Origin of the sequence: Bradyrhizobium sp. USDA 327, assembly GCF_041262065.1 — a bacterium.
GTDB lineage: Bacteria > Pseudomonadota > Alphaproteobacteria > Rhizobiales > Xanthobacteraceae > Bradyrhizobium > Bradyrhizobium liaoningense.
The window spans coordinates 440,914-460,870 of record NZ_JBGCCW010000001.1 but is presented as its reverse complement, the minus strand read 5'-3'; the positions used below and the strand labels follow the sequence as shown (position 1 = coordinate 460,870).

Annotated in this window: 13 protein-coding genes and 1 pseudogene; 9 read left to right on the top strand and 5 right to left on the bottom strand. The window is 58.5% G+C overall.

What is annotated here, in order from left to right; translation table 11 throughout:
* Positions 1–758: 758 nt before the first annotated feature.
* The 3 genes from ABIA42_RS02020 to ABIA42_RS02010 all read left to right on the top strand — a co-directional run bounded on the left by ABIA42_RS02020 (position 759) and on the right by ABIA42_RS02010 (position 3,852).
* A complete protein-coding gene (locus ABIA42_RS02020; RefSeq protein ID WP_014497821.1) occupies positions 759–1,121 on the top strand; it encodes a hypothetical protein in 363 nt (120 codons plus the stop codon).
* A gap of 937 nt (positions 1,122–2,058) precedes the next feature.
* On the top strand, positions 2,059–2,304 hold the full coding sequence (locus ABIA42_RS02015) for a hypothetical protein (protein WP_011084811.1): 246 nt from the start codon (positions 2,059–2,061) through the stop codon (positions 2,302–2,304).
* Positions 2,305–3,126: 822 nt separating this feature from the next.
* Positions 3,127–3,852 carry an outer membrane protein gene (locus ABIA42_RS02010; RefSeq protein WP_014497822.1) on the top strand — a complete coding sequence of 242 codons (726 nt, stop codon included), beginning with the start codon at positions 3,127–3,129 and terminating at the stop codon, positions 3,850–3,852.
* A gap of 346 nt (positions 3,853–4,198) precedes the next feature.
* On the opposite strand, the pseudogene ABIA42_RS02005 reads toward ABIA42_RS02010, so the two are convergent.
* A pseudogene (locus tag ABIA42_RS02005) lies at positions 4,199–4,333 on the bottom strand (LuxR C-terminal-related transcriptional regulator); the annotation flags it as partial.
* Positions 4,334–5,581: 1,248 nt separating this feature from the next.
* On the opposite strand from ABIA42_RS02005, the gene ABIA42_RS02000 reads away from it, so the two are divergent.
* Entirely contained in the window at positions 5,582–6,298 is a 717-nt protein-coding gene (locus tag ABIA42_RS02000; RefSeq protein WP_011084806.1) for a sulfite exporter TauE/SafE family protein, read from the top strand.
* A gap of 1,642 nt (positions 6,299–7,940) precedes the next feature.
* The gene (gene hemN, locus ABIA42_RS01995) at positions 7,941–9,278 is read left to right on the top strand and encodes an oxygen-independent coproporphyrinogen III oxidase (protein ID WP_011084804.1); all 1,338 of its coding nucleotides are present in this window, start codon (positions 7,941–7,943) and stop codon (positions 9,276–9,278) included.
* 408 nt (positions 9,279–9,686) lie between these two features.
* On the opposite strand, the gene ABIA42_RS01990 is transcribed toward hemN, so the two are convergent.
* Positions 9,687–10,205 carry a hypothetical protein gene (locus ABIA42_RS01990; protein WP_011084803.1) on the bottom strand — a complete coding sequence of 173 codons (519 nt, stop codon included), beginning with the start codon at positions 10,203–10,205 and terminating at the stop codon, positions 9,687–9,689.
* A gap of 413 nt (positions 10,206–10,618) precedes the next feature.
* On the opposite strand from ABIA42_RS01990, the gene ABIA42_RS01985 reads away from it, so the two are divergent.
* Together ABIA42_RS01985 and ABIA42_RS01980 are read left to right on the top strand one after the other, a co-directional pair.
* Entirely contained in the window at positions 10,619–10,975 is a 357-nt protein-coding gene (locus ABIA42_RS01985) for a hypothetical protein (RefSeq protein WP_161966254.1), read from the top strand.
* A gap of 507 nt (positions 10,976–11,482) precedes the next feature.
* Positions 11,483–12,286 (top strand): hypothetical protein, encoded by an 804-nt coding sequence (locus ABIA42_RS01980; RefSeq protein WP_231088518.1) that lies wholly within the window; start codon positions 11,483–11,485, stop codon positions 12,284–12,286.
* Here the strand turns inward: ABIA42_RS01980 and ABIA42_RS01975 are convergent.
* The 3 genes from ABIA42_RS01975 to istA form a co-directional block, all read right to left on the bottom strand.
* The gene (locus tag ABIA42_RS01975; RefSeq protein ID WP_011087005.1) at positions 12,273–13,262 is read right to left on the bottom strand and encodes an IS630 family transposase; all 990 of its coding nucleotides are present in this window, start codon (positions 13,260–13,262) and stop codon (positions 12,273–12,275) included. The two genes, ABIA42_RS01980 and ABIA42_RS01975, sit on opposite strands and share 14 nt — an antisense overlap.
* A gap of 157 nt (positions 13,263–13,419) precedes the next feature.
* Positions 13,420–14,229, bottom strand: coding sequence for an IS21-like element ISBj11 family helper ATPase IstB (gene istB / locus ABIA42_RS01970; protein ID WP_014497900.1), 810 nt, complete (start codon positions 14,227–14,229; stop codon positions 13,420–13,422).
* Complete coding sequence (gene istA / locus ABIA42_RS01965; protein WP_080769320.1) at positions 14,226–15,776, bottom strand: IS21-like element ISBj11 family transposase; 1,551 nt, start codon at positions 15,774–15,776, stop codon at positions 14,226–14,228. The genes istB and istA overlap by 4 nt, the downstream gene beginning before the upstream one ends.
* 189 nt (positions 15,777–15,965) lie before the next feature.
* On the opposite strand from istA, the gene ABIA42_RS01960 reads away from it, so the two are divergent.
* Both ABIA42_RS01960 and ABIA42_RS01955 read left to right on the top strand, forming a co-directional pair.
* Entirely contained in the window at positions 15,966–16,865 is a 900-nt protein-coding gene (locus tag ABIA42_RS01960; RefSeq protein ID WP_099421828.1) for a carbohydrate porin, read from the top strand.
* Between the two features lie 131 nt (positions 16,866–16,996).
* The gene (locus tag ABIA42_RS01955) at positions 16,997–17,377 is read left to right on the top strand and encodes a transposase (RefSeq protein WP_011084799.1); all 381 of its coding nucleotides are present in this window, start codon (positions 16,997–16,999) and stop codon (positions 17,375–17,377) included.
* Positions 17,378–19,957: the final 2,580 nt, after the last annotated feature.

The window sequence follows — 19,957 nt, the reverse complement described above, 5'->3', positions numbered from 1 at the left end:
AAGGCGGTGAGATTGCTCGCCTGCGCTATCAACGAACTGGATGCATCCCATCAACACTTTCTATTTTACTAATTGAAGCCAAACACCGCATAAGTCGATCGCCGGCTTACGGAAGGCAGTGTTCACGAATGTCGCGTGATAATGGATCACTTGGTCGCAGAGCAAATCACGTGCTTCTTGGCTGCTTCGAGCAATGTTTGACGGCAAGACACGTGGGGGCACGAATGCAGTGCGGTGACCAGTCGCAGTTGGCGCGCAATCTACACGACGTTGCCTGCCCCTTTGGGCATGATACTTGATTGCTCTAAGAAGACAGCTATCACGCACACTCGGCGATGGTAAATGCCTCCGCAGCGTAGAACTCGGGCAGGTGAGTTGGCCTTCGCAGGGGTGCGGGCTGGACCTTTCGCTCTGACCAGGCGGGTCGCCTCAACAGTCCGGCGCTGTTGCCGCGGCTCCAAGCAGAGCAGTACAATCAGCTGTGTGGCCCCGAACAGAGTCACCGCTGTTGCCGAACGCACTGGGCGGCTCGAGAATCCATTCAAATCCCGCGCCATCGGCAACGCTTTTCGTTTTTCCCTAGACGCTCATTGCACTTTTGCAATCCTTTCGCGGCACATATGTGCCCCCTCTTCCAGGGGACCGGAAGCGCCTCCTGTGCAGCAGTCATTTGTCCAGCGAAGCGTCCGCCGTTTGGCGAACGGGAAACGATACCTCTACTCCGCCTGTCTTGCATTTCACCACTTTGGAGAAATACCGTGGAACTTGACCCTTCCAATTCACGCATACAAAACCTCGAGGATCGCGTCGACCTGCAACTCGACATCGTGGCTGGGCTCATGCGCGAAGAAGGCAACGAGCTGGAAGCGATCCGATTACTTAATGCCCTCATAGGCCAAATGATCACCGCGGAACTGGAGCTCGGCCAGCTTGGCGATACAAGAACCGGCCACGGACGAATGCGATTGTCGCAAGACCGTGGCGTTTACCACCCCGAGGACCTTCAGATTCTGGGACGCCTTTTTGATCAGACTGTGGCGGCATTACCGGCCGCGCTGCGGACTTCCGCCAATCGATTGACGATCGCCAAGCTCATTCTTTCACGTGCGGCAGCGGACTGAGATTTCATTTGCGCTTTTTGGAGATTGATGGCGTTGAGCGGACGTTTATGGCTGGGCTGACAGTTACACTTAGGCCGCACACACCAGGGATCGACATTTGCTGTTTATGGGCTCACCGTCCGTAAGCGCGCCGCTTTCGCCACCACTTTCGAAATCAGGCTTGCTCTATCTCACGCCGCCGGCGACGCATTCGATCTAGCTGGGCCTTGCTGTCCCTCGACGCCTTTCACGAGCTGCAAGTATCCAAAGCTCGGAAGCGCGCCGCCGATCCCACGCTGCGCCGGCTTTCCTACGCAACTCCGTATTGAACCCACACCGACGGCGCCCGGCCCTTCTTTGCCAAACGACTAAGAATCCGCCGTGGGGAAAGTGCAATTGCCCTTGCATCTCGTTCCCTCTCTTAGGCGCCTGACCGGTAACAAACACCACGGCCGGAGCAGAAAGCCACGCGCAGGTGAATATCACACGGCAATAGGCGTCGAGACTTGTCGCAAAGCAGACAAGTCTCATCCGGAACAGGCTACATCACCCCAAATCCGACGTCACAAGCGCCATTGCGGTTTGAACGCTTCTTGAGAGTGGGAAAAGAGTAGGCGGCCTTTTTCATCATGCTGGGCTTTAACCGCAACCCGTGGGGGCCGATCTTCCGAATGAAGGAAAAGCCACAATTTGGTGACCGACCAAGAGGCCCACGACGGCAATGAAGGGCACGACAACTCGTACTCGCTTCACTCTTTTCAGAATTTCTTCGAATTGCGCGGGCATTACGGCGTTCGGTCATCGCAGCTTCAACAAGCATCTATATCCTCTCCTGAAGTCCCGGGAGTAGCGTGGAAGAGGTTGAAGAGCAGATGTCTTTCGTGCTGAGACACGCAACACAATCCGGTTGCTTTTGAGAAGGTACTTCCTTGTATCAGGATGTCGAGGAGCGTTAGAGATGGATCAGATCTTTTCCGAGCAGGTGCAGGTGCCAGATGCCGTTGTGAGCGTCGCATTTGACAAGGCTTGGAGCTTTGTCGAGAAGGATCCGCTGCTGGCACATAATCTGAAGGCCGTCCTTCATAGCCGATTGCGCACTTACCTCGAGTGCTCGATAAGAAACGGCGAACGGAATGCTTTGAATCTGGCCAACGAGGCGATACGCAACTTGCGGGCTGAACTGGCACCGTCGACCGGGCAATGACTCGCTTGTGCCTATTGCGGCGAGAGCATCCGGCGCCGTTAAGGCATTTAGGGCGCCTCATACGGTGGAAAATTCGGGCCAGTGCGTGGTCGAGCAGACTTTTCTCTAATCATGTGCGGCCCCGCTGAAACGAGAGCGCTCGAGAAAGCTGTTGCCTCTGCAGCTCCTCTGGCGGCCGAGACCAGGAAGCTGAACACCAGGCCCAGACGGCGGCGAGACGGGGCGGCCGCGCTGGTATTCGCTCGCGCCAGGAAACCGACCACGGTGACCTTGAGCTCGGCACGATCTTGCGCAACTTCAAGCAAGAGCACTGTCTAGCACGCAGTGGGCTTCCCGACCCATCAATCAAGGTCGAAGTTGACGGACCATCGAGCTAGACTTGTGGTCGTTCCAGAGCCAAAGCGATCGAGCCTGCAATCGATCGGCATCGCGTTGCTCGCGATTGCAAGCGATAGCACGTCCGTGTTGCCGGAAGAATGACCTTAAGCGCCTGAGGCGTGCCATCGATCCAGTACTGTAAGTGCGGCTGGGCGTTGCCGCAGCTTAGCGACGGAAGGAGCCGAACACCTTTTGGCTTTGCTCCGCGTCGCAGGTGATCATGAACGATCATTTTCAAAGAGGATGATCCGCGCGAGGCGACCACTGCCGAGCCACAGCGTCTCGGTAGAAGCAAAGCAGCGGAAACCGCGAGCTCCGCAATCTGACGCCGCGGGCGATTGGGCACGTTTCTTTCCAAGACATGTTGTGCGCCAGTTACAGCAATTCGCGTTCATGTTGTTAAACGGCACGGTGCCTGGGGCACCTAAAGGAAACAACACGCGAATGAAAAAGATTCTTATTCTGACTGCATGCATCGGCGCACTCTGTGCGGCCGCCCCCTCATTCGGCACGGATCTGGCCGGGCAGCCCGTCAAGGTCAAGGCGGCACCGCTGCCGGTCGCGGCCCCGATTATCGATTGGTCCGGCTACTATATGGGCGCAAACGGTGGCTGGGGAACGAGCCACAATTGCTGGGATTTCAATGGCATCACTTCCGAGGGCTGCCATAATTCGACTGGCGGTACCGTTGGCGGCCAGATCGGCTATCGTTGGCAAATCTTCAACATGGTGTACGGCCTCGAAGGCCAGGGCAACTGGGCCGACTTCCGCGGCTCCAATGTCAGCACCGCCTTCCCGACAGACACCGTTGGCACCACGACAGATGCATTCGGCCTACTCACGGGCCATATCGGATACGCGTTCAATGCTGTGCTCCTTTATGGCAAGGGCGGTGCTGCGGTGACCAGCAACACCTATTACGTCAACTCGGTGGCAACCGGCACCGAGCTTGGCAAAAACAATGATGTGCGTTGGGGTGGCGTGCTGGGCGCCGGTGCCGAAGTCAGCCTCACGCCGAACTGGTCAGCGGGCGTCGAGTATAACCACTTGTTCATGCAGCGCAGCAACATAAGCTTCCCAGCGGCCCTTGGCGCGGATCGCGCGCACCAGGACGTCGATCTCATCACGGCACGGCTCAACTACAAGTTTGGCTGGCCGTTCGCCAGATAAAGATCTCCACGCGTTTGGATGAATCGGGACCCCGGCCCGCGGTCGGGTTCTTTCCTCAGCTGTTCCTCTCCCTAGACCCCTGTCCGACGTCCCGAGCAAGCGGTGCGGGCTCATCTGAGCAAAGAATCACCCGCTGGTGGAGAGAGCCATGCTCCGACCAGTGAGCATTAGATCGGCCGATTCCACATCTTACCGACCTTACGAAGCCCCAGAACCTCACCCAGCGCGAGATGCAGACTTGCCCAAAGGAGGGTTATATCTGCGAGTTCACCGAAAGCACCGTGCTCAACTTGCCAGAAGCTGGAAGCCAAAGATGTGACAGTTGGCGGTCGTTCCTCAATTGAATTCAAAGAACATCGAGGCGAATAGCTATCGCGACTGCTTGAATCCGGCTGGTCGCACCCAGCTTTCCCATCGTATTCTTGACATGAAAATTGACTGCATTCTCGCTGATTTCCAGGATCATCCCAATTTCCCATAACGATTTTCCTTCTCTGACGCCATTGGCCGCATTCGTTGCTCTGCCGGCGACTGCGCCAGGATGATCGCATCGTCAAACAACCGAATAGCGTCATCATCCTTGCTCCGAGGCGATCGACAAAGTGCTCGCTGATGGCGAGCTGGCGAACTCGGAGATCATCGCCTGTCGTCCGTGCGGATCGACTCCATGCGAACACAAGGATGCTCCATCTTACTCATGCCGGCAGTGATAGAAGGGCCGAGGGCCCCGGGACTGTGCTGGCGACAAGAACCGAGCGCACGCACGGCTAGATGCTTGGGTCGGTTTAGCTTGCATGGCGAGAAAACGCAGTCGCGTCCGAACGGTGCTTCGCTTTGTCTCTCGGGCGAGCACGAGGAGATCTTGGGCTCTGAACTACACGTAAGGTAGAGCACGCACCTTTCAGTGCGAGACTCGATCTGCGTCTTGTCAGTACCAATTCCCTGCTTTGAGATGAAGACAACAGAAGTGTCATCTTTTTTCCCAATCTTGCGAATCATCCATCGCTAACCTGTCGCTGATTCTCGGCGTGTGACAGCGTCGGTGACGCGATCGATGAGCTGAACGGAAGATCCGATGCAGACGCCATACTCCCCGCATCGTTGTCCGGCATTTCATCGGGCCCGTCCGGCAGGCCCGGTACAAACGAACCGAACGGACAGAAATGGGCCACGTCAAAAACGCAACAAGCGATAGGCGCAGTCGCGAAACCTGTTTGATGCGGAAGACACTTTGCATGCGCATTCCAGAAGGAGAGGCCCCCGGATCGGATTAGCAAGTGCCATACCAACTGTTGATTTCGCCAAAATCAATCGTCGCAAAAGGACTTCGAATGCGGACGGTTGGTTGCGAGGTAGGTGCCTCGAAGCATTCATGACATGGGGAGGGAAGGCGACAGTACCATTGCGAGCTGCGGCACGGGGTAAGCTACAGCAACAAATGCAGCTCACCTCGGCAGCTCACCTCGGCCGCCCCCTCGAGTGCCGTCCTCTCAGGGCCTCAAACGCCCCCTATTGGGGCCCAGTCAACTACCAACCTCGGCAATTGATGGGAGGGTCCACACATGGCACTCGCTAAGGAACTTGAACTGACTACACCTCCGGCCGCACGATTCCGGCGAACCGCTTAGATCCGCCCCGAGCGGAAATACAATTAGGCCGCACCAGATGCACGAATCATGATGGGCTTGCTAATAAAACGGGCGAAGATCGTCGCCAAGATATGTGAAGCATGACTTCCCTGCTCTTCGCGATCATCTCCCTGCTATATGCGAGCGTTGGCCAGGCTGGCGGGACTGCATTCCTCTCGCTAATGGCTTTTTTTGGTATGTCATCGACAGAGACGCGCCCCACGGCGCTTGGTCTCAACATTGTCGTCGCGGCTTATTCTACTTGGCTGTTCAACCGCAACAAGGTCGTTGACTGGACAATCCTGCGCCCTCTTCTCTTTTCGTCAATGCCAGCGTCGCTTGCCGGTGGCTTGATTGTGCTCGAGGAGCACATGTACAAAACACTAACCGGACTCGTTCTTCTTCTGGCGAGCGCAGTGATGATCATGCAGCGGGGACGAGCTGTCGATCGCGTCGGCGAAATTCCGCTCCGGGAAAGCGTGAGCATTGGCGCGGTCCTTGGCCTCGTTTCTGGCCTGACTGGGGTGGGCGGCGGTGTGTTCCTCGCCCCGACGCTCATCGCACTGAATTGGGCATCACCGAGGCAGACCGTCGCGCTATCACCCCCTTTTATCCTGGCCAATTCCACAGTCGGCTTCGTCGGAGCTCTTTTCACCGGGCAATTTCCCTCTCCGGATTTGGCTCTATACGCTATCTTCACGCTGGCGGGGGCGGTCGCTGGAGCAGTAATCGGCCTGAAATGGTTGAGCCAGACAGCCATCAGATTCATACTGGCGGCCGTTCTGCTCGTTGCCGGCATTCAATTGGTTCGCGCTTAAAGTGGAAACGCGCATCTTTCATGCGGGCGATCCCAGCGCGGTCAGATCGAAGTACAAGGTTTCTGCGAGCCGCGGCTCAAGCCTGGTCCGAGCGCCTTGCCCAACACTGAAAGCCGCCAACACGATCGCGAAAAGCCGTAGGGTCGAGCGAGGGTGAGGCGGATCCGAGCGCGCTCCGCATCGTCCTGAGGCGGACGGTCAGTACTAGATCGCATCCGATTCGCGCTTCCAATCGACCTGCAGGATCAACGTCGGGCAGGCCGGGCGAGCAAACGAGGCGTACGCCGATCTCGGCTATGGCCTGGCGCGACGCTTCAATCAAGCGTGCCGGACGAAGAGCACCTGATCGATGGCGATCCGGCAAGCTCTCACTACCCTGAGGACCGCGCCAGGGTGCGCATTCGACTTGGTTAGGAGCGATAGGGCGATGAACTCTCAATATAGTATTTCTGCAAGGCCGCGCAATCTCCTTTCTCGCGCGCGTGTGGGCTGCGTCCTCATGGAGAATATTACGAAGATGATGTCCACGCTCGATTGGTTTTCGAAACAGACACTTTATCGATCCAGTGTGAATGGACTGGAACGCCAGGATGCGAATCCCATTTTCTGTAATCATGAGGCACAACCTTACACCCCGGCTCCTGCATACATGGCCTCCAGCTCGCAGCGTAGGAATGTTTTGTGACGGGATGATCGACGCCTCACCAGGCGACTTATGTGGAACCGAATCTGGAGGTCCATCGCATTGATGCGACGCCAATGAAGACTCGCTGCATAGATATGCGATCTGGCCGATCAACAGCTGCAACGGCGTTATCAGAAACAAAACGCCTCAACCGATGAAGCAGAATAGAAAGTACAGAAAATCGTTCCGAGCTCGCGTTTGCCATCAGCACGACGTCCAACTCGTTGTGAGTTAGTGACATGTATTTGGATCTGAACGAGACGCCGGCGAACCAAGGCGTCCCGACGCACTTTGCCGGGGGCGTGAAGTGCGCCGGGGCCACCCCAACATCATCAGTACATCCGTGATGATGCTTGCGGCAATGAGACAAGCAGCGTGGCGGAATTGAGGCTCATTGATTTTATGCTGGAAACCAAAAAAGTTTTTCGTGAGCTGCTACAAAAGACTTGAATCGCACGCAGCGTCACGTGCTGCAATCGCACATCGCACATCGCGCTCTGCTCTAGCAAGTCACTTATCTCCGTGACGCTCCGGCCTTGAACGGGAGGCATCCGTCGATTGCGGAGCAACCACGTCGGCCTTTCCTCGGAAGTCCAGCAACAAGCTCAGCTGCCCTGCTGAGGTTTTAAGATCCCTGTTTCCGTCGCAAAAAGGCAGCACGCCAGGGGGAATGCGGAAACGACGCTGCCCGATGAGCGATTGATACTGCGCACGGCTAGTCGCGGTACACCGCGCTAATTCGAGCGTCCTCGTAGAAATTCATATGCCACCATAAACGTCCGAATAATTGCGGACGAGCGGCGCTCACTTCCAGGCATGAACCCCAACGCTGCGTTTGGCCGTGACGTCGAGAGCAGGCCAGATCTCAGGAACCGTTAGACGCGTTTGACATAACGCAAAGACATAACAGTGGGCATCGGTCAGCTTTATGCCGCTCGACCATGAGAAAGTTAGGCTTTGCAGACGTCTCTCCTGAACAAGTATTGCGACGCTCGCCTGCCTTGGTACACCATATACCCGACCGTGCCGGATTTCTCCGCGACCGTCGGTGCCAAGACTTGTGAGACATGGTTGAGGCGGCTGCCGCCCGACGATCCCGTGTCGCTATACATCCACGTTCCGTTCTGTCGTGCTATCTGTTGGTATTGCGGCTTCCCTACAAGCCTCACTCGCAGCGAGCGACCGATCCGCAAGTACTTGGCGACGCTGCATGCCGAGATACGTTTGGTCGCAGAGCAAGCGCCTCGCGCGCTGCCGGTAAGCGACGTGCATTTCGGCGGCGGGACGCCGACTACTATTGCACCGGCCGATTTTCTCGCCTTGATGGCACTCCTGCGACGCTGCTTCGCGTTCAGCAAATCAGCTACCATCGCCATAGAAATCGACCCACGTGCGTTCACGGCCGAGATGGTTGAAACATTACAAGTGGCCGGCGTCAATCGCGCGAGCATCGGCGTGCAAAGCTTCGACGGGGTGGTTCAGAGGTCGGTCAACCGCGTCCAGAGCGAGGTGCAGACGGCGTCTGTCGTCGAAAGCCTTCGCCAGCATGGGATAAGCCGCATCAATTTCGACCTCCTCTTCGGACTGCCGCATCAGACGGTGCGATCTTGCGTGGACTCTACACGGACGGCTCTGGCCATGCGGCCAGACCGGCTTGCAGTTTTCGGCTATGCTCACGTCCCCTCCTATATGAAACGTCAGCGCCAGATCGATGAGACGGCGCTGCCGGATAATCTCGCCCGCGCCGAGCAAGCCGCGGCTATCGCAGATACGCTGGTCTCGGCTGGCTACCGCCAGATCGGGCTCGACCATTTCGCCCTGCCCAACGACGAGCTCGCGCTGGCGCAGAAAGCCGGTCAGCTTCGCCGCAACTCCCTGGGCTATTCGGCTGATACCTGCAAAACCGTGATCGGCTTAGGTCCGTCAGCCATCGGCCGTCTGCGTGAGGGTTACGTTCAGAACGAGAGCGCAACCGCTTCCTATCACCAACACATTCAGGCTGGTCGTCCGGCAACCTCAAAAGGCTACTGCCTCTCCCCCGAAGATCGCCTCCGCGCCGCAATTATCGAGCGTCTGATGTGCGATTTGCAGGCCGACGTACCAGCGATCTGTGCTGCTCACGGATTTGATCCAATTCCTCTTCTCAATTCGGCCGACCGGCTGGGAATGCTCGCCGAAGACGGGATAGTGGACATTGAAGAGGGATTCATTCGGGTCAAGCAGGAACACCGGTTTCTCGTTCGTGCTGTTGCTGCCGCATTCGACACCTATCTCGACCGTATCCCTATTAACTAAGCCGCGCATGTGAGCAGATCTCAAACATTTAAGCTCTTCGCGACGGAATGATCTGAAGAGGCACCTCCGGCAGACAGGCCAGATTTCGAGGATGCAGCGGCGGTGTCATGACAACGATCTTTCAGATATGGCCTCAAACCGGGAGGGCTGACTAAAGGGAAGCTGATTTGAAGGAGAAGCGCAGCGGATTCCGCCGTTCAGGGCCACGGCTCGATCATGCCGAAAGGGCTCTGCCCCACCTCCCCTTGACTGCTCTTGATGATGGTGACGGCCTCAGCGACGTGCCGCTGGAGACGCCGGCGCCCGCACCAGCTTCGGGAAATTTACGGCTGGAGGCAGCTTTGCGAAGCTACGGTCCACCTCCTCGAGCACAGTTGGACACTCGACGACGCCTGCAGCGTCCCAGACTCAAGGCTCGGCTGTCTTCGGTCCGGCGATCACTGGCGCGCCTCCGACGGAAACAGGTCCCTGTGGTTTGGACCGCCCGAAGCGTTTCCTGGCGGCGCTCGAAACAGCCCGGGCTGGCGACAAAGGAGGCTCGGAAGCAGCAGAAGGGACAGGTGTTGAACTCTGCAGCGCATCGATCCGCGAAGTCAGTATGGTGATCTGATCCAGGACCCCTTTGAGGACATCCCGCTGGGCATCGATCCGGCGGTTGAGTTCTGCGATCTCATCACCATTTTTCTGCTGTGCCCACTTTATCTCGGACAAGGATGCCCTGTCCTCCGGTGGCAGGCTCATCGTTGAAGCGACTTCGCTGCTTTCCGGCGTCTCGACAGGCTCTTCAAGGTTAGCCCAAAGCCAGGCGCTAGCAGCACACGAGCCGACGAGGATAAGCGGGAGCACCAAAACCGGGAGAATCCGTCTTGACGGCCCGTGCAAGAGCGGCCGCAAGTCTGAAGCGGCCGCTTGATCAATCAAGTCCATTGTCCCTCGCTCAAGATCTCGTTCCAGCAGGCTTATTTTGTCGACGCGATAGCTCGCGATGCTCCCGCGTTCCAGGAGCTGCCAGCGTCGACAATAATCAATCTTGGTGAGCTTCCCGATCGGCTGCGCCTACTCCTATGAAACGCTCCTTCTTGAGCAACGCGACAATTTGCGCGCGTTCTCAATGATAGCGCCACCAGCGAGCAATGGTTCTCGTCGTAGTCGGCGATGGCGCAGCATTCTCTCATCATTCAGAAGAACCTTGCAGATTTTTTACCGTGCCCCGGCACGAATGCAAACCGTCCACTGATTCCTGCAAGTGTTCGATGGAGCCCCGCCTCACGCATTGCCCAGACCAGCAACCTCGTCTGGGACGCGCCACGTAAGCGCCACGGCTGATCGGCCGAGCCGCAATGGCGCGATTGGACCGGCAAACATTGCACCTGATCAACTACCAGTTCCGGCAGGTTGTTCGAGATGACGGGCACGTGGCAAGCGTAACCAACGAACGCCGCGCACATCAAGGTTTTGGATGCAAGACAGGTTTTGCCGCGCCGACGGCAGAAAGCAACTGCTCGCCGATATCCGCCAAAGCTGCTCGATGGCTGATTCCTCCGGTCCCCTGGGCTATCACGTTGGATGTTGTGGTGTGGTTGCCGCGCGCGCAAATCCAAAAGCTCTTCGGCCTTCAAGCCCGCCGATCGTCTCGTGTTTCGGTGACAACGATACCAATGAAACGCTTCGTGAAGCCAAGCCTCTTGCACGGCTAGCCTTGCTTTCGGGTGGCTGCCGTTTGGTCCAGAAAGCCGCCTTCGATGCAGATGCGCACCACCGCCAGACTCGCCTGACGCACAGTGAGCAAGGTGGACATTCGCAACGCTTTGGCGGCCAGGACAGAACGCTCCGCGCGCTCGTGAGCATTTGCCGAGCCAGCGCTCTCCGCTGGCTCTGGGCGCACCGGCGTCACGCACAACCAAAGTTTCGGACCAGATCATCCTCGCGCCGCGAGCTGAGAGGTTCAGGAAGCCTGAGTGGCTCTGTTCGGATAGATCGAGTTCTGGCTCGTCCCCCTCCCCCACGGACGCGAAACGACAGCCGCGATGCCGCTTGCTCGTCATTGCGAGGAGCGCTGGCGACGAAGCGATCCAGACTGCCACTGCGGGGGGGTCTGGATTGCTTGGCTGCGCTTGCAATGACGATGTGGAAGCAGGCGCGTGCCACACGCCGCCGCGAGCTCACTTCGGGCCAATCAGGCCGCATATTCATGGCCGGCAGACATGGACCCGAACTACGCCATGCGTGATTGCCTTCTTGCGACGACCTCGCCCCGGACATACTCGGCTACGGCAGCACTTTCTTTCAATTTAAGACCAAGGGGCAAGCAATCTGGGCTTGCTATCGCACTTTCGCTAGCGGCTTGTCTGGTCGGCAATCCCGTACTGGCACAAACCGCGAGCGGACTTGATCCTAGTAACCACCCTGTGGATCAGGCCAGCAAAAGAGGAAAGACTTCCGACCGGGCCGCAAAGCTCCCGATCGACCTGATCTGTCAGGCAATCCGCCCTCCTGCCCCGGCGCGAGCAGCAGGTCCCGGAGTGCCTTTGGAGAAGCGCGGCAATGCGGACAGGGCTGCTCAGACGAGACCGCAAAAAACGATCGATCCCTTCCAAAGGTACGACAATCTGCGTGAAAAAGGGTTGTGGTTCCCCATCCCTGGTCCTGCAGATACGATTGATCAGGACAAGGGGGGCGTTAGATCTGCGCTGGCGGACGTCGGCATCGGCTATATCGGGTGGACACATAACTCCTTTGCAAGCAACCAGCTACCGCATGCAGCCAGAAGCACTATCGCAAACCAGCTCTATATGGGCCAGAATCCGACTTTCGCGTCGGCGAACTTCATGATCGTCACCTACGATCTGAGCCGGTTTGGCATTGCCGACGGACAGATTGTCGTAGGGGCCGAGCAGCAATACTGGACGTGGGATCGCCCAGGGCCAGATCGGGTGGGACTCAATACGCTCGCCTACTACCAGACTTTCTTCAACAGGACACTAGTACCCGGAATCAGAGCTGAGTGATACGGCGGCCTTTGAAACGGCGTTGACGGACCTTTTTCTTGGTCCAGACGAAGGGCTCGGCTCTGTCGTTGTATGCGTTGACGTAGGCATCGATGTGTTCCTGAAGCTGCTTGAGGCTCGTGAAGGAGGTGCCGCTGAGCGACTGCCCCTGCAAGATGGAAAACCATACTTCGACCTGATTGAGCCATGACGCACTTGTCGGCGTGAAATGAAATTGCACGTTGGGGTGGGCCTTGAGCCAGTCCTCGTTCTTTTTATGGGTGTTGAGGTTGTCGAGGATGACGTGAAGCTTGCGGTTCGGAAAAGTCGCGGTGACGCTGTTCATGAAATCGAGAAACTCGACGCGGCGCCGGCGTTTTGAATGGGTCGCGATGATCTTTCCGGTGGCGACTTCGAGCGCCGCAAACAATGTTGTGGTGCCATGCCGCTTGTAATCGTGGCTTTGGCCGGTTAAGGCGCGGCCATTGGGCAACTTCAGATAACCCTGCGCTCGCTCCAAAGCCTGGATCGAGGGCTTCTCGTCCACGCACAGCACAATGGCCTTCGCCGGCGGCGCGACATAGAGGCCGACAACATCGGCGGCTTTGGCCGTAAAGTTCGGGTCGTTGCTCTCGCACCAGGACTTGCGAGCCACCAGGTCAATCTTGTGGCTGCGCAGGAACCGCCAGACATATTGGACATCGACATCGCCCAGCGCCTCGGCCAGCAGGGGGCCGGTCCAGCGCGCAAACCCTTGCGGTGGCGGCTTATCCAGCAGCTTCAGAATCCGCTTGTCGGTCGTCTTCGTATAGATCGGCTGCTTGCCAGGCCGCGGCTTGTCTTGCAGCCCTTCAAGGCCATGGTCGGCATAGCGATGCCGCCAAAGGCTGACAATCCGCGGCTGGACCCCAACTTCCTTGGCGATCGACCGGGTGCTGCGCCCATCCGCCGCCAACAGAACTATCCGCGCCCGCTTCAAATCGCGCTGCAACGTCACCGGTGAGCGACAGCACGCCTCAAGCTATAGCGCGACGATCTGGGTCGGAAGAGCGCGGCGATCAGGATGGCGAGTCAGTGTCGCGGCGCGATGATGATCGCCGCGATGATTGTCGCGCGCAAGAGTTTTGTTTGCTTTGATTGTCGCGGAGCGTCAATCAAGCGAGCGTTTTTTGTGTCGCGTGCTCCGGTGGCCGCCCTGGACCACGCTTTCGCTCGAGGGCAGTCCGCCTGCGATAGCTCTCGACGTTCATCTCGACGATGGTGGCGTGGTGAACAAGGCGATCGATCGCCGCGAGGGTCATAGCTGGGTCCGGAAAGACCTTGTTCCATTCTCCAAAGGGCTGATTGGCGGTGATCAGCAAAGAGCGTCGCTCGTAGCGTGCGCTGATGAGCTCGAACAGCACACTGGTCTCGGCCTGGTCCTTGGTGACATAGGCAAGATCGTCCAAGATGACGAGATCGAAGCGATCGAGGCGGTTGATGGCGCCCTCGAGGTTGAGCTCGCGGCGAGCCACCTGGAGCTTCTGCACGAGATCAGTGGTGCGGGTGAACAGGACGCGCCATCCGTTCTCGATGAGGGCCAAGCCGATTGCTGCCGCCAAGTGGCTCTTGCCTCCACCGGGCGGACCAAACAGCAGCAGATTGGCGCCCTTGCCGAGCCAGCCGTCGCCGGCGGCGAGTGCGGTCATTTGCGCCTTGGAGATCATCGGCACGGCCTCGAAGTCGAAGCTGTCAAAGGTCTTTCCGGTAGGCAGCCGCGCCTCGACGAGATGGCGCTCGATGCGGCGGCGGCCGCGCTCAGCGATCTCGTGCTCGGCAATGGTGGCGAGGAAGCGCGCCGCCGGCCAGCCTTCTATATCGGATTGCTCGGCAAATTGCGGCCACAGCGCCTTGATGGCGGGCAGCCGCAGCTCGTTGAGCAACAGATTGAGGCGCGCGGTGTCGACTACGTTGGTTGTGCTCATGCGGCGCCTCCGATCTCGGCGGTACCGATGAGGCATTCATAGGTGGCGAGCGGTGCGAGGCGTACCACGACGTTCGGCACCTGGGCGGGATCCGGGGCGAAGTGAGTACGTAGCCGGTTGAGGTCGGGCAGCCGGCCGTCGTTCAGGTCAGCCGTGAGCTGATTGGCGAGTTCGGCCTCGCAACCGCGCTCATGGGCGAGTGCGAGGAGATCGACCATGATCCGGCAGGCCTTCTTGTCCGGTAAGCGTTTGCGCAAGACGTCGAAGGCTCGGCGGTAAGCTTCCCGGGGGAACAGCTGGTCGCGGTAGACCAGGTTGAGGAGCGCCATCGGCTTGCGCCGCAAGGAATGGATCACGTGCCGATAATCGACGACCTGATCGTGCTTGCCATTGGGATGCGGCCGCCCGCGCGGCAAGGTGAGGAGATGCGTGCCGCCGACAAACACGTCGAGGTGATCGTCATACAGGCGCACCCGCAGCCGATGGCCGATCAAGCGCGACGGCACCGTGTAGAACACCTTGCGCAAGGTGAAGCCGCCGGACGACGTCACGTGGACGATCACCTCTTCATAGTCCGACGTGCGGCGGTCCGGCAGATCCTGAAGTGCGCTACGTTCACTGTCGATCCGCTTGGCGTTGCGGGCATTGCGGCGGCTGGCGATCTCATCGATGAAGCCACGATAGGCAGCTAGATCGTCGAAGTCGGCGGTGCCACGCAGCAACAGCGCGTCGCCGATCGCTCGCTTGAGATGACCATGCGAACTCTCGATCGCCCCGTTCTCGTGGGCGATGCCACGATTGTTGCGGGAAGGCCGCATGCCGTAATGGGCACAGAGGTCTTCGTATCGCCGCGTCAGATCGTCTTTGGCGTCGCGGTCGAGATTGCAAAAGGCGGCCGACAGGCTGTCGGTGCGATGCTCCCGTGGCGCCCCACCGAGTGACCACAAGGCATTCTGCAGGCCTTCGGCCAGAGCGACGAAGCTCTCACCGCCGAGCACGACATGGGCGTGCTCAAACCCGGAATAGGCCAGCCGGAAGTGATAGAGACGATGGTCGAGCGGTACGCCCGCGATCGTGACACCCAATTCGCCCATGTCGGTGAAGTCGGACAGGCCGCGCTGACCGGGTTCGTGGGTCTGGCGGAAGATGACCTCCTGCTCCTCGCCGTGGATCGCCCGCCAGGCCCGGATCCGGCGCTCCAGCGTGCGACGGATGCCGGCGCCGAGCTCGGGATGGCGTCGGAGCAACTCCTCGAAGATCGTGACCGGCCGCACACCGGGGGCGGCCTTCAGCATCGGCGCGATATCTGTCTCAAATACGCGGGCCAAGGGATCTGGCCGGCGACGGCCGCGGGGAGCCTTCTTCTGCGACGGAAGGCGTCGATCCTTCTCGATCCGGTAAGCGGTCGAGGTGCTGAACGAAGCCTTGGCGGCGGCCACGGGTGGGCTATCGGTCTGACGGTACTTCATGTAGAGCCTCATTTGGTGATCGGTAATGTGTCGGCCTGGCACGCGAGTGATTCCTCTTGGCGGAAGAACCACTTGCATAACCAGCCGGCCGCGATCACCAGTCGGCGCGGTCCGCTGTGGATCGCGCCGACGCCGGGCTCGTAACTCCGGTCGGGCTACGCCCTCCCTGCGTCACGAGCCCGGCGTAGCCCTCTCATCATGGTCGACGCTCCACTTCCATCCTGTTCGCCGCGCGGCATCAAGCACCTTGCGATCTTTCCTCGAAAGGTGGACTTCTCTTGCTTCGGGTATCATCCCGACCTTGAATCACGACTCACGTTCCAAGAAAAGTGGGTACTAGAACTCAAACTTGGCTACCTCAGAAACCAGAATGAATTCACCGGCACATTGTTCGGAGGAATCACAGGATCGAACATGTCTGCCTTGTTCCAGGCTGGGATGAGCACCAATGCCGCGCCCACGCCAGCGGCCAACTTGAAGTACAATTTTGACGCTCGCTTGTACAACAAGGTCTCCGTCCAGCGCTCAATCAGTCCAGATGGTGCCTATGCCCATATAACCGAGAATCCCACCGGCTTGAAATGGAGCACGGCCAATGCAGGCATCCTTCTTGTCGAAGAAGCCGGCTACAAGAGCAAGGCTGCTCCCGGCGTACCCGACACGTGGCTGCGGGCGGGCGTTGGTTTGAACAGGAGCCGCTACACGAATTTGGCGGATCCCAAGCAACAAAGGGAGAGCGGAAATAATTTTCACTACATCGCTGCGGACAGGCAGCTCTGGCAGAGTGACGCCCTTGGGTCGCCGTCTCGCGGCATCTACGGCGGCTTCTCCGTCATGGGAGCTCCACCTGAGCGCAACAGGATCAGCCGGTATTACGAGCTTCGTCTTTATGCAAAGGGACCTTTTGATAGCCGGCCCAGTGATCTGATTGCTCTCGTGGCGACCAACACGGCCTGGAGTAAGCTTGCAGTGGATGCTGCTCTGGCAAAAGGCCAGCTTGCGCACCGCGATAGCACAGCAGTCACGGGAACATACATCGCGCATCTCGCTCCGGGGATATATGCAAGCGTCGGACTGTCATACATTCATTACCCGACAATCATCACACACACGCCCCAAACGGAACACGCGCTCAATCTGTTGATATCTACGTTGATATTCTTCTGATCATCGCAAGCGCCGTTCTGCTCCGACGTTATCGTGACGCATGGGACCGAACCCTACCACGGCAAGTCGGCTAAGCGTGACAGAAACGAGAGCGCGACCTTCGACCGAGCAACGAGCACCACTTTATCGGCATGGGGAAGGACCTGGACGATCGTAAGCTCGGGGGAAACCAGCGAGCGGAAGGCATGGAGCAAGGGCGAATCGCGGGCATCGATTGCGATTCTGATCTTATGACCTTATTCGCGCCCGTGAATTCCGCAACCTTCACCAAAGAACCCAATTGCATGAGACGAGGCGGTCTCGCGGGCGCCGGCATCACCGCGTTGATGAGCCGCGAGGCCGTTTGCTACGACAATGCCCCGATGGAGAGCTTCCTCCATACACTGGTTCGTCATCGCAACCATAACCGCGCCGACGCCCAGCGCATTATCTTTGCTTTCATCGAGGGCTTCTACGAGCCGAACCCGGCTCCATTCCGCAATCGATATATCGCCCGATCGAGATGGAGCTAAAAGCCGCTTAAACCCCTCCACTCTTTCGGGGAAGATCAGACTGCCCTAAATTTAGAGCCGAGTCATCTGGATCGACGGATACTGGCGACGGTATGGATTGATCATCGAGCAATCGCCAAAGCTCCCCTGGAGAGAATTGCTCTAGATCGAAACTAAGCCCTTCTGGACCGGCGGAGAACGACGGGGCAGGGTGTTGGCGCAAGTCATCCTGCAAGTCCTTTTCTAGTCGCTGAAGCTCCTCTGAGGGGACGGAGACGGGGGACGGCATGGATTGATTATCAAGCAATCGCCGAAGCTCCCCTGGAGAGAATTGCTTTAGATCGAAACTAAACTCTTCTGGATCGGCGGAGAACGACGCGGCAGGGTGTCGGTGCAACTCGCCCTGTAAGTCCTTTTCCAGTCGCCGAAGCTTGTCCGAAGGGACGGAGGCTGGTGACGGAATGGGTTGATGATCAAGATGATCCAGCACTTGCAAAAGCTCCCACCTGATGAAGCTGCTCGGGATTGATCGCGACGTGCCCTTGGACGAAAGCCGACGGGGCGGGTTGATCCTCCTGCCCGTCCCGAAGCTCCTCTCGCCGACTGCTAGCTTCGTACGAGGCCCTGTGCTGTGCAGCGGCGTCGCCGATGAGCGTCGGTTCCATCAGTGCCGCGCTTTCGGGATGGATGGGGGCCACGTTCGGGGGGCGGGCGCGACCGCTCCGTTGGCGTACGATGACTTCGCCCGTCGACCGAAAGGTGCGGAGATGGTCTAATGCTACAAGGAGGATTTTGGGATTTCCCTTTCCGACGAACTCGTATACGTCACCGCCATTGCTCAGCGACTTATTGTCCTGCCGAGCAACAATGCTCGGTCTGCGTTTTGCGAAGAGCCAACGGCTAAAGCTAAGAAGAGCGCCTGCATGTTGCTTCGCCCCACCGGCGACCATCCCGCCTTTGATGAGAGCCTCCTCAAGCCTCAAGATTTCGGGAGCATCCTCGGATAAACAGGCCGCTTGTCCAACTGATGCCCCCGTACCACAATCCCAGTTGATTGAGCCGGCTGCATCGCGGAGGCTGCTGACATTGCTCCACCACCGCCTGAATTGGCGAACTCGCTCAGCTGCTGCTCAATGGCAACGCCTTGCGGACTTTTTAGGGCCCTTGGCCTCTTCGCTGCTCTCAACTCAGCTGTGTTACGCTCATCGTTGATGAGGACCTCGCTTGGCAAGAGGTTGCTCCTGGCAAGTGCACTCATCGGCTCGGCCGGGGACTGCTGGTGTAGCTAGACACATTGGTAGAGGGCCTACCGCGTGGCCCACCGTCAGGGATCGCGTTATCGGCTTCGCGCACCTCGTTTAATTGCTGCTCAAAGTCGTCTTGCCCGGATCGGTCGGGTTGATGCTCTTGCGAGACCTGTACCGCGGCCCGGCAGTTACGTCAAAATTGTGCGGTTCCACATTAGCCTCTCGTCATGAAATCAATTGAGCTAGTCCTACTATGAACAAACTTTCGAGAATCTGACGAGCCGTCGCCCGCGGCTCTCAATCGTCGCGCAACTTCATGCCGAAATCCTCGACTTGCGCGCCACCGGTCTGTCGCCGCGCGGGATCGCGCCGCAGATCGCCATGAGCGTGAGGACTATCGAACGCTGGCTTGCTGCGGGCGGTGAGCCTGAGCGCCGGCGGCCGCCCGCACACTCTGTCCTCATTGATCCTTTTCGAGATTATTTGGGAAAAGCGCTGGGAGGAAGCTGACCTTAGCGATTTTTATCGCACCAAGCTCGCTTTCATCGGCTTCCCAGGTCCAGTGGGCACTTGCACTCTGCTCCCGAGCGGACCAGGTGTTTGCAACGCAGCGCGAGGGGCCTTTGCATAGCGCAATAACTGAACTGGGCATGAGGCCTTAAGCTATGCAGGTTGCGAAATACCGCGCCCGCCGAGGAATTTGGGCGGCCATCAGGAAAAGCCTTTGTCAGCAAACTTTCGTTTGGTGGCCAAGTTCTTGGCGCTTGGCCATCGCCTGCGCTCGGCGCCGGTGCTCCCTCGATCAGGAATGCGTTCGATCTGTGGTAGCTGCGGTTTTCAAGACAAGAATTGGCGGACTATGTGAAAGGATCAGGGATGCAGAAAGCATGTCCGGGCACGCACCAAATTGGTAGAATCGCTTGGCAGATTCTACAAAGAGGAGGCTGGACGGTTCAGGCCGTGCCCCTGCAACGGATCCATCGCCTGCCAACAGCCTCGCTATAGAACGCCTTACGCGAGCTGCCCCGCCGAAAGCTCGATTGCAGGCCCTGCTGCCTCTTCAGCCACGTTCAGGATAAATGCGTACGCGCTGGCGGCCTTCGCTCTCCACCAATTCACCCCTGTAAGGCACTCCGCGGATCTCGAAATAGGTTGGTTGGCCCGCCCGCGGCAAGATGCCTTGGCCTTCCAGGGCGCGGACGAGGTAGGGCGGAAGGAATCGATCTCGGTGCTCCCATCCCCGCGGATCAGATACCCAAGATCAACGGGCCCCTCACCGGATTGCACGGCTGGCACGATCGGCCGGGGACGATAGAGCGACTGAGACGGGCCTGGTTCATCCGGCTGGCTCACG

Bases quoted from the DNA above. Each gene is read 5' to 3' on its own strand.
- ABIA42_RS02015 (WP_011084811.1), top strand. From the start codon at position 2,059: ATGGATCAGATCTTTTCCGAGCAGGTGCAGGTGCCAGATGCCGTTGTG.
- ABIA42_RS02010 (WP_014497822.1), top strand. From the start codon at position 3,127: ATGAAAAAGATTCTTATTCTGACTGCATGCATCGGCGCACTCTGTGCG.
- ABIA42_RS02000 (WP_011084806.1), top strand. From the start codon at position 5,582: ATGACTTCCCTGCTCTTCGCGATCATCTCCCTGCTATATGCGAGCGTT.
- ABIA42_RS01990 (WP_011084803.1), bottom strand. From the start codon at position 10,205: ATGGACTTGATTGATCAAGCGGCCGCTTCAGACTTGCGGCCGCTCTTG.
- ABIA42_RS01985 (WP_161966254.1), top strand. From the start codon at position 10,619: ATGGCGCGATTGGACCGGCAAACATTGCACCTGATCAACTACCAGTTC.
- ABIA42_RS01980 (WP_231088518.1), top strand. From the start codon at position 11,483: ATGGACCCGAACTACGCCATGCGTGATTGCCTTCTTGCGACGACCTCG.
- istB (WP_014497900.1), bottom strand. From the start codon at position 14,229: ATGAGCACAACCAACGTAGTCGACACCGCGCGCCTCAATCTGTTGCTC.
- istA (WP_080769320.1), bottom strand. From the start codon at position 15,776: ATGCAAGTGGTTCTTCCGCCAAGAGGAATCACTCGCGTGCCAGGCCGA.
- ABIA42_RS01955 (WP_011084799.1), top strand. From the start codon at position 16,997: ATGGGGAAGGACCTGGACGATCGTAAGCTCGGGGGAAACCAGCGAGCG.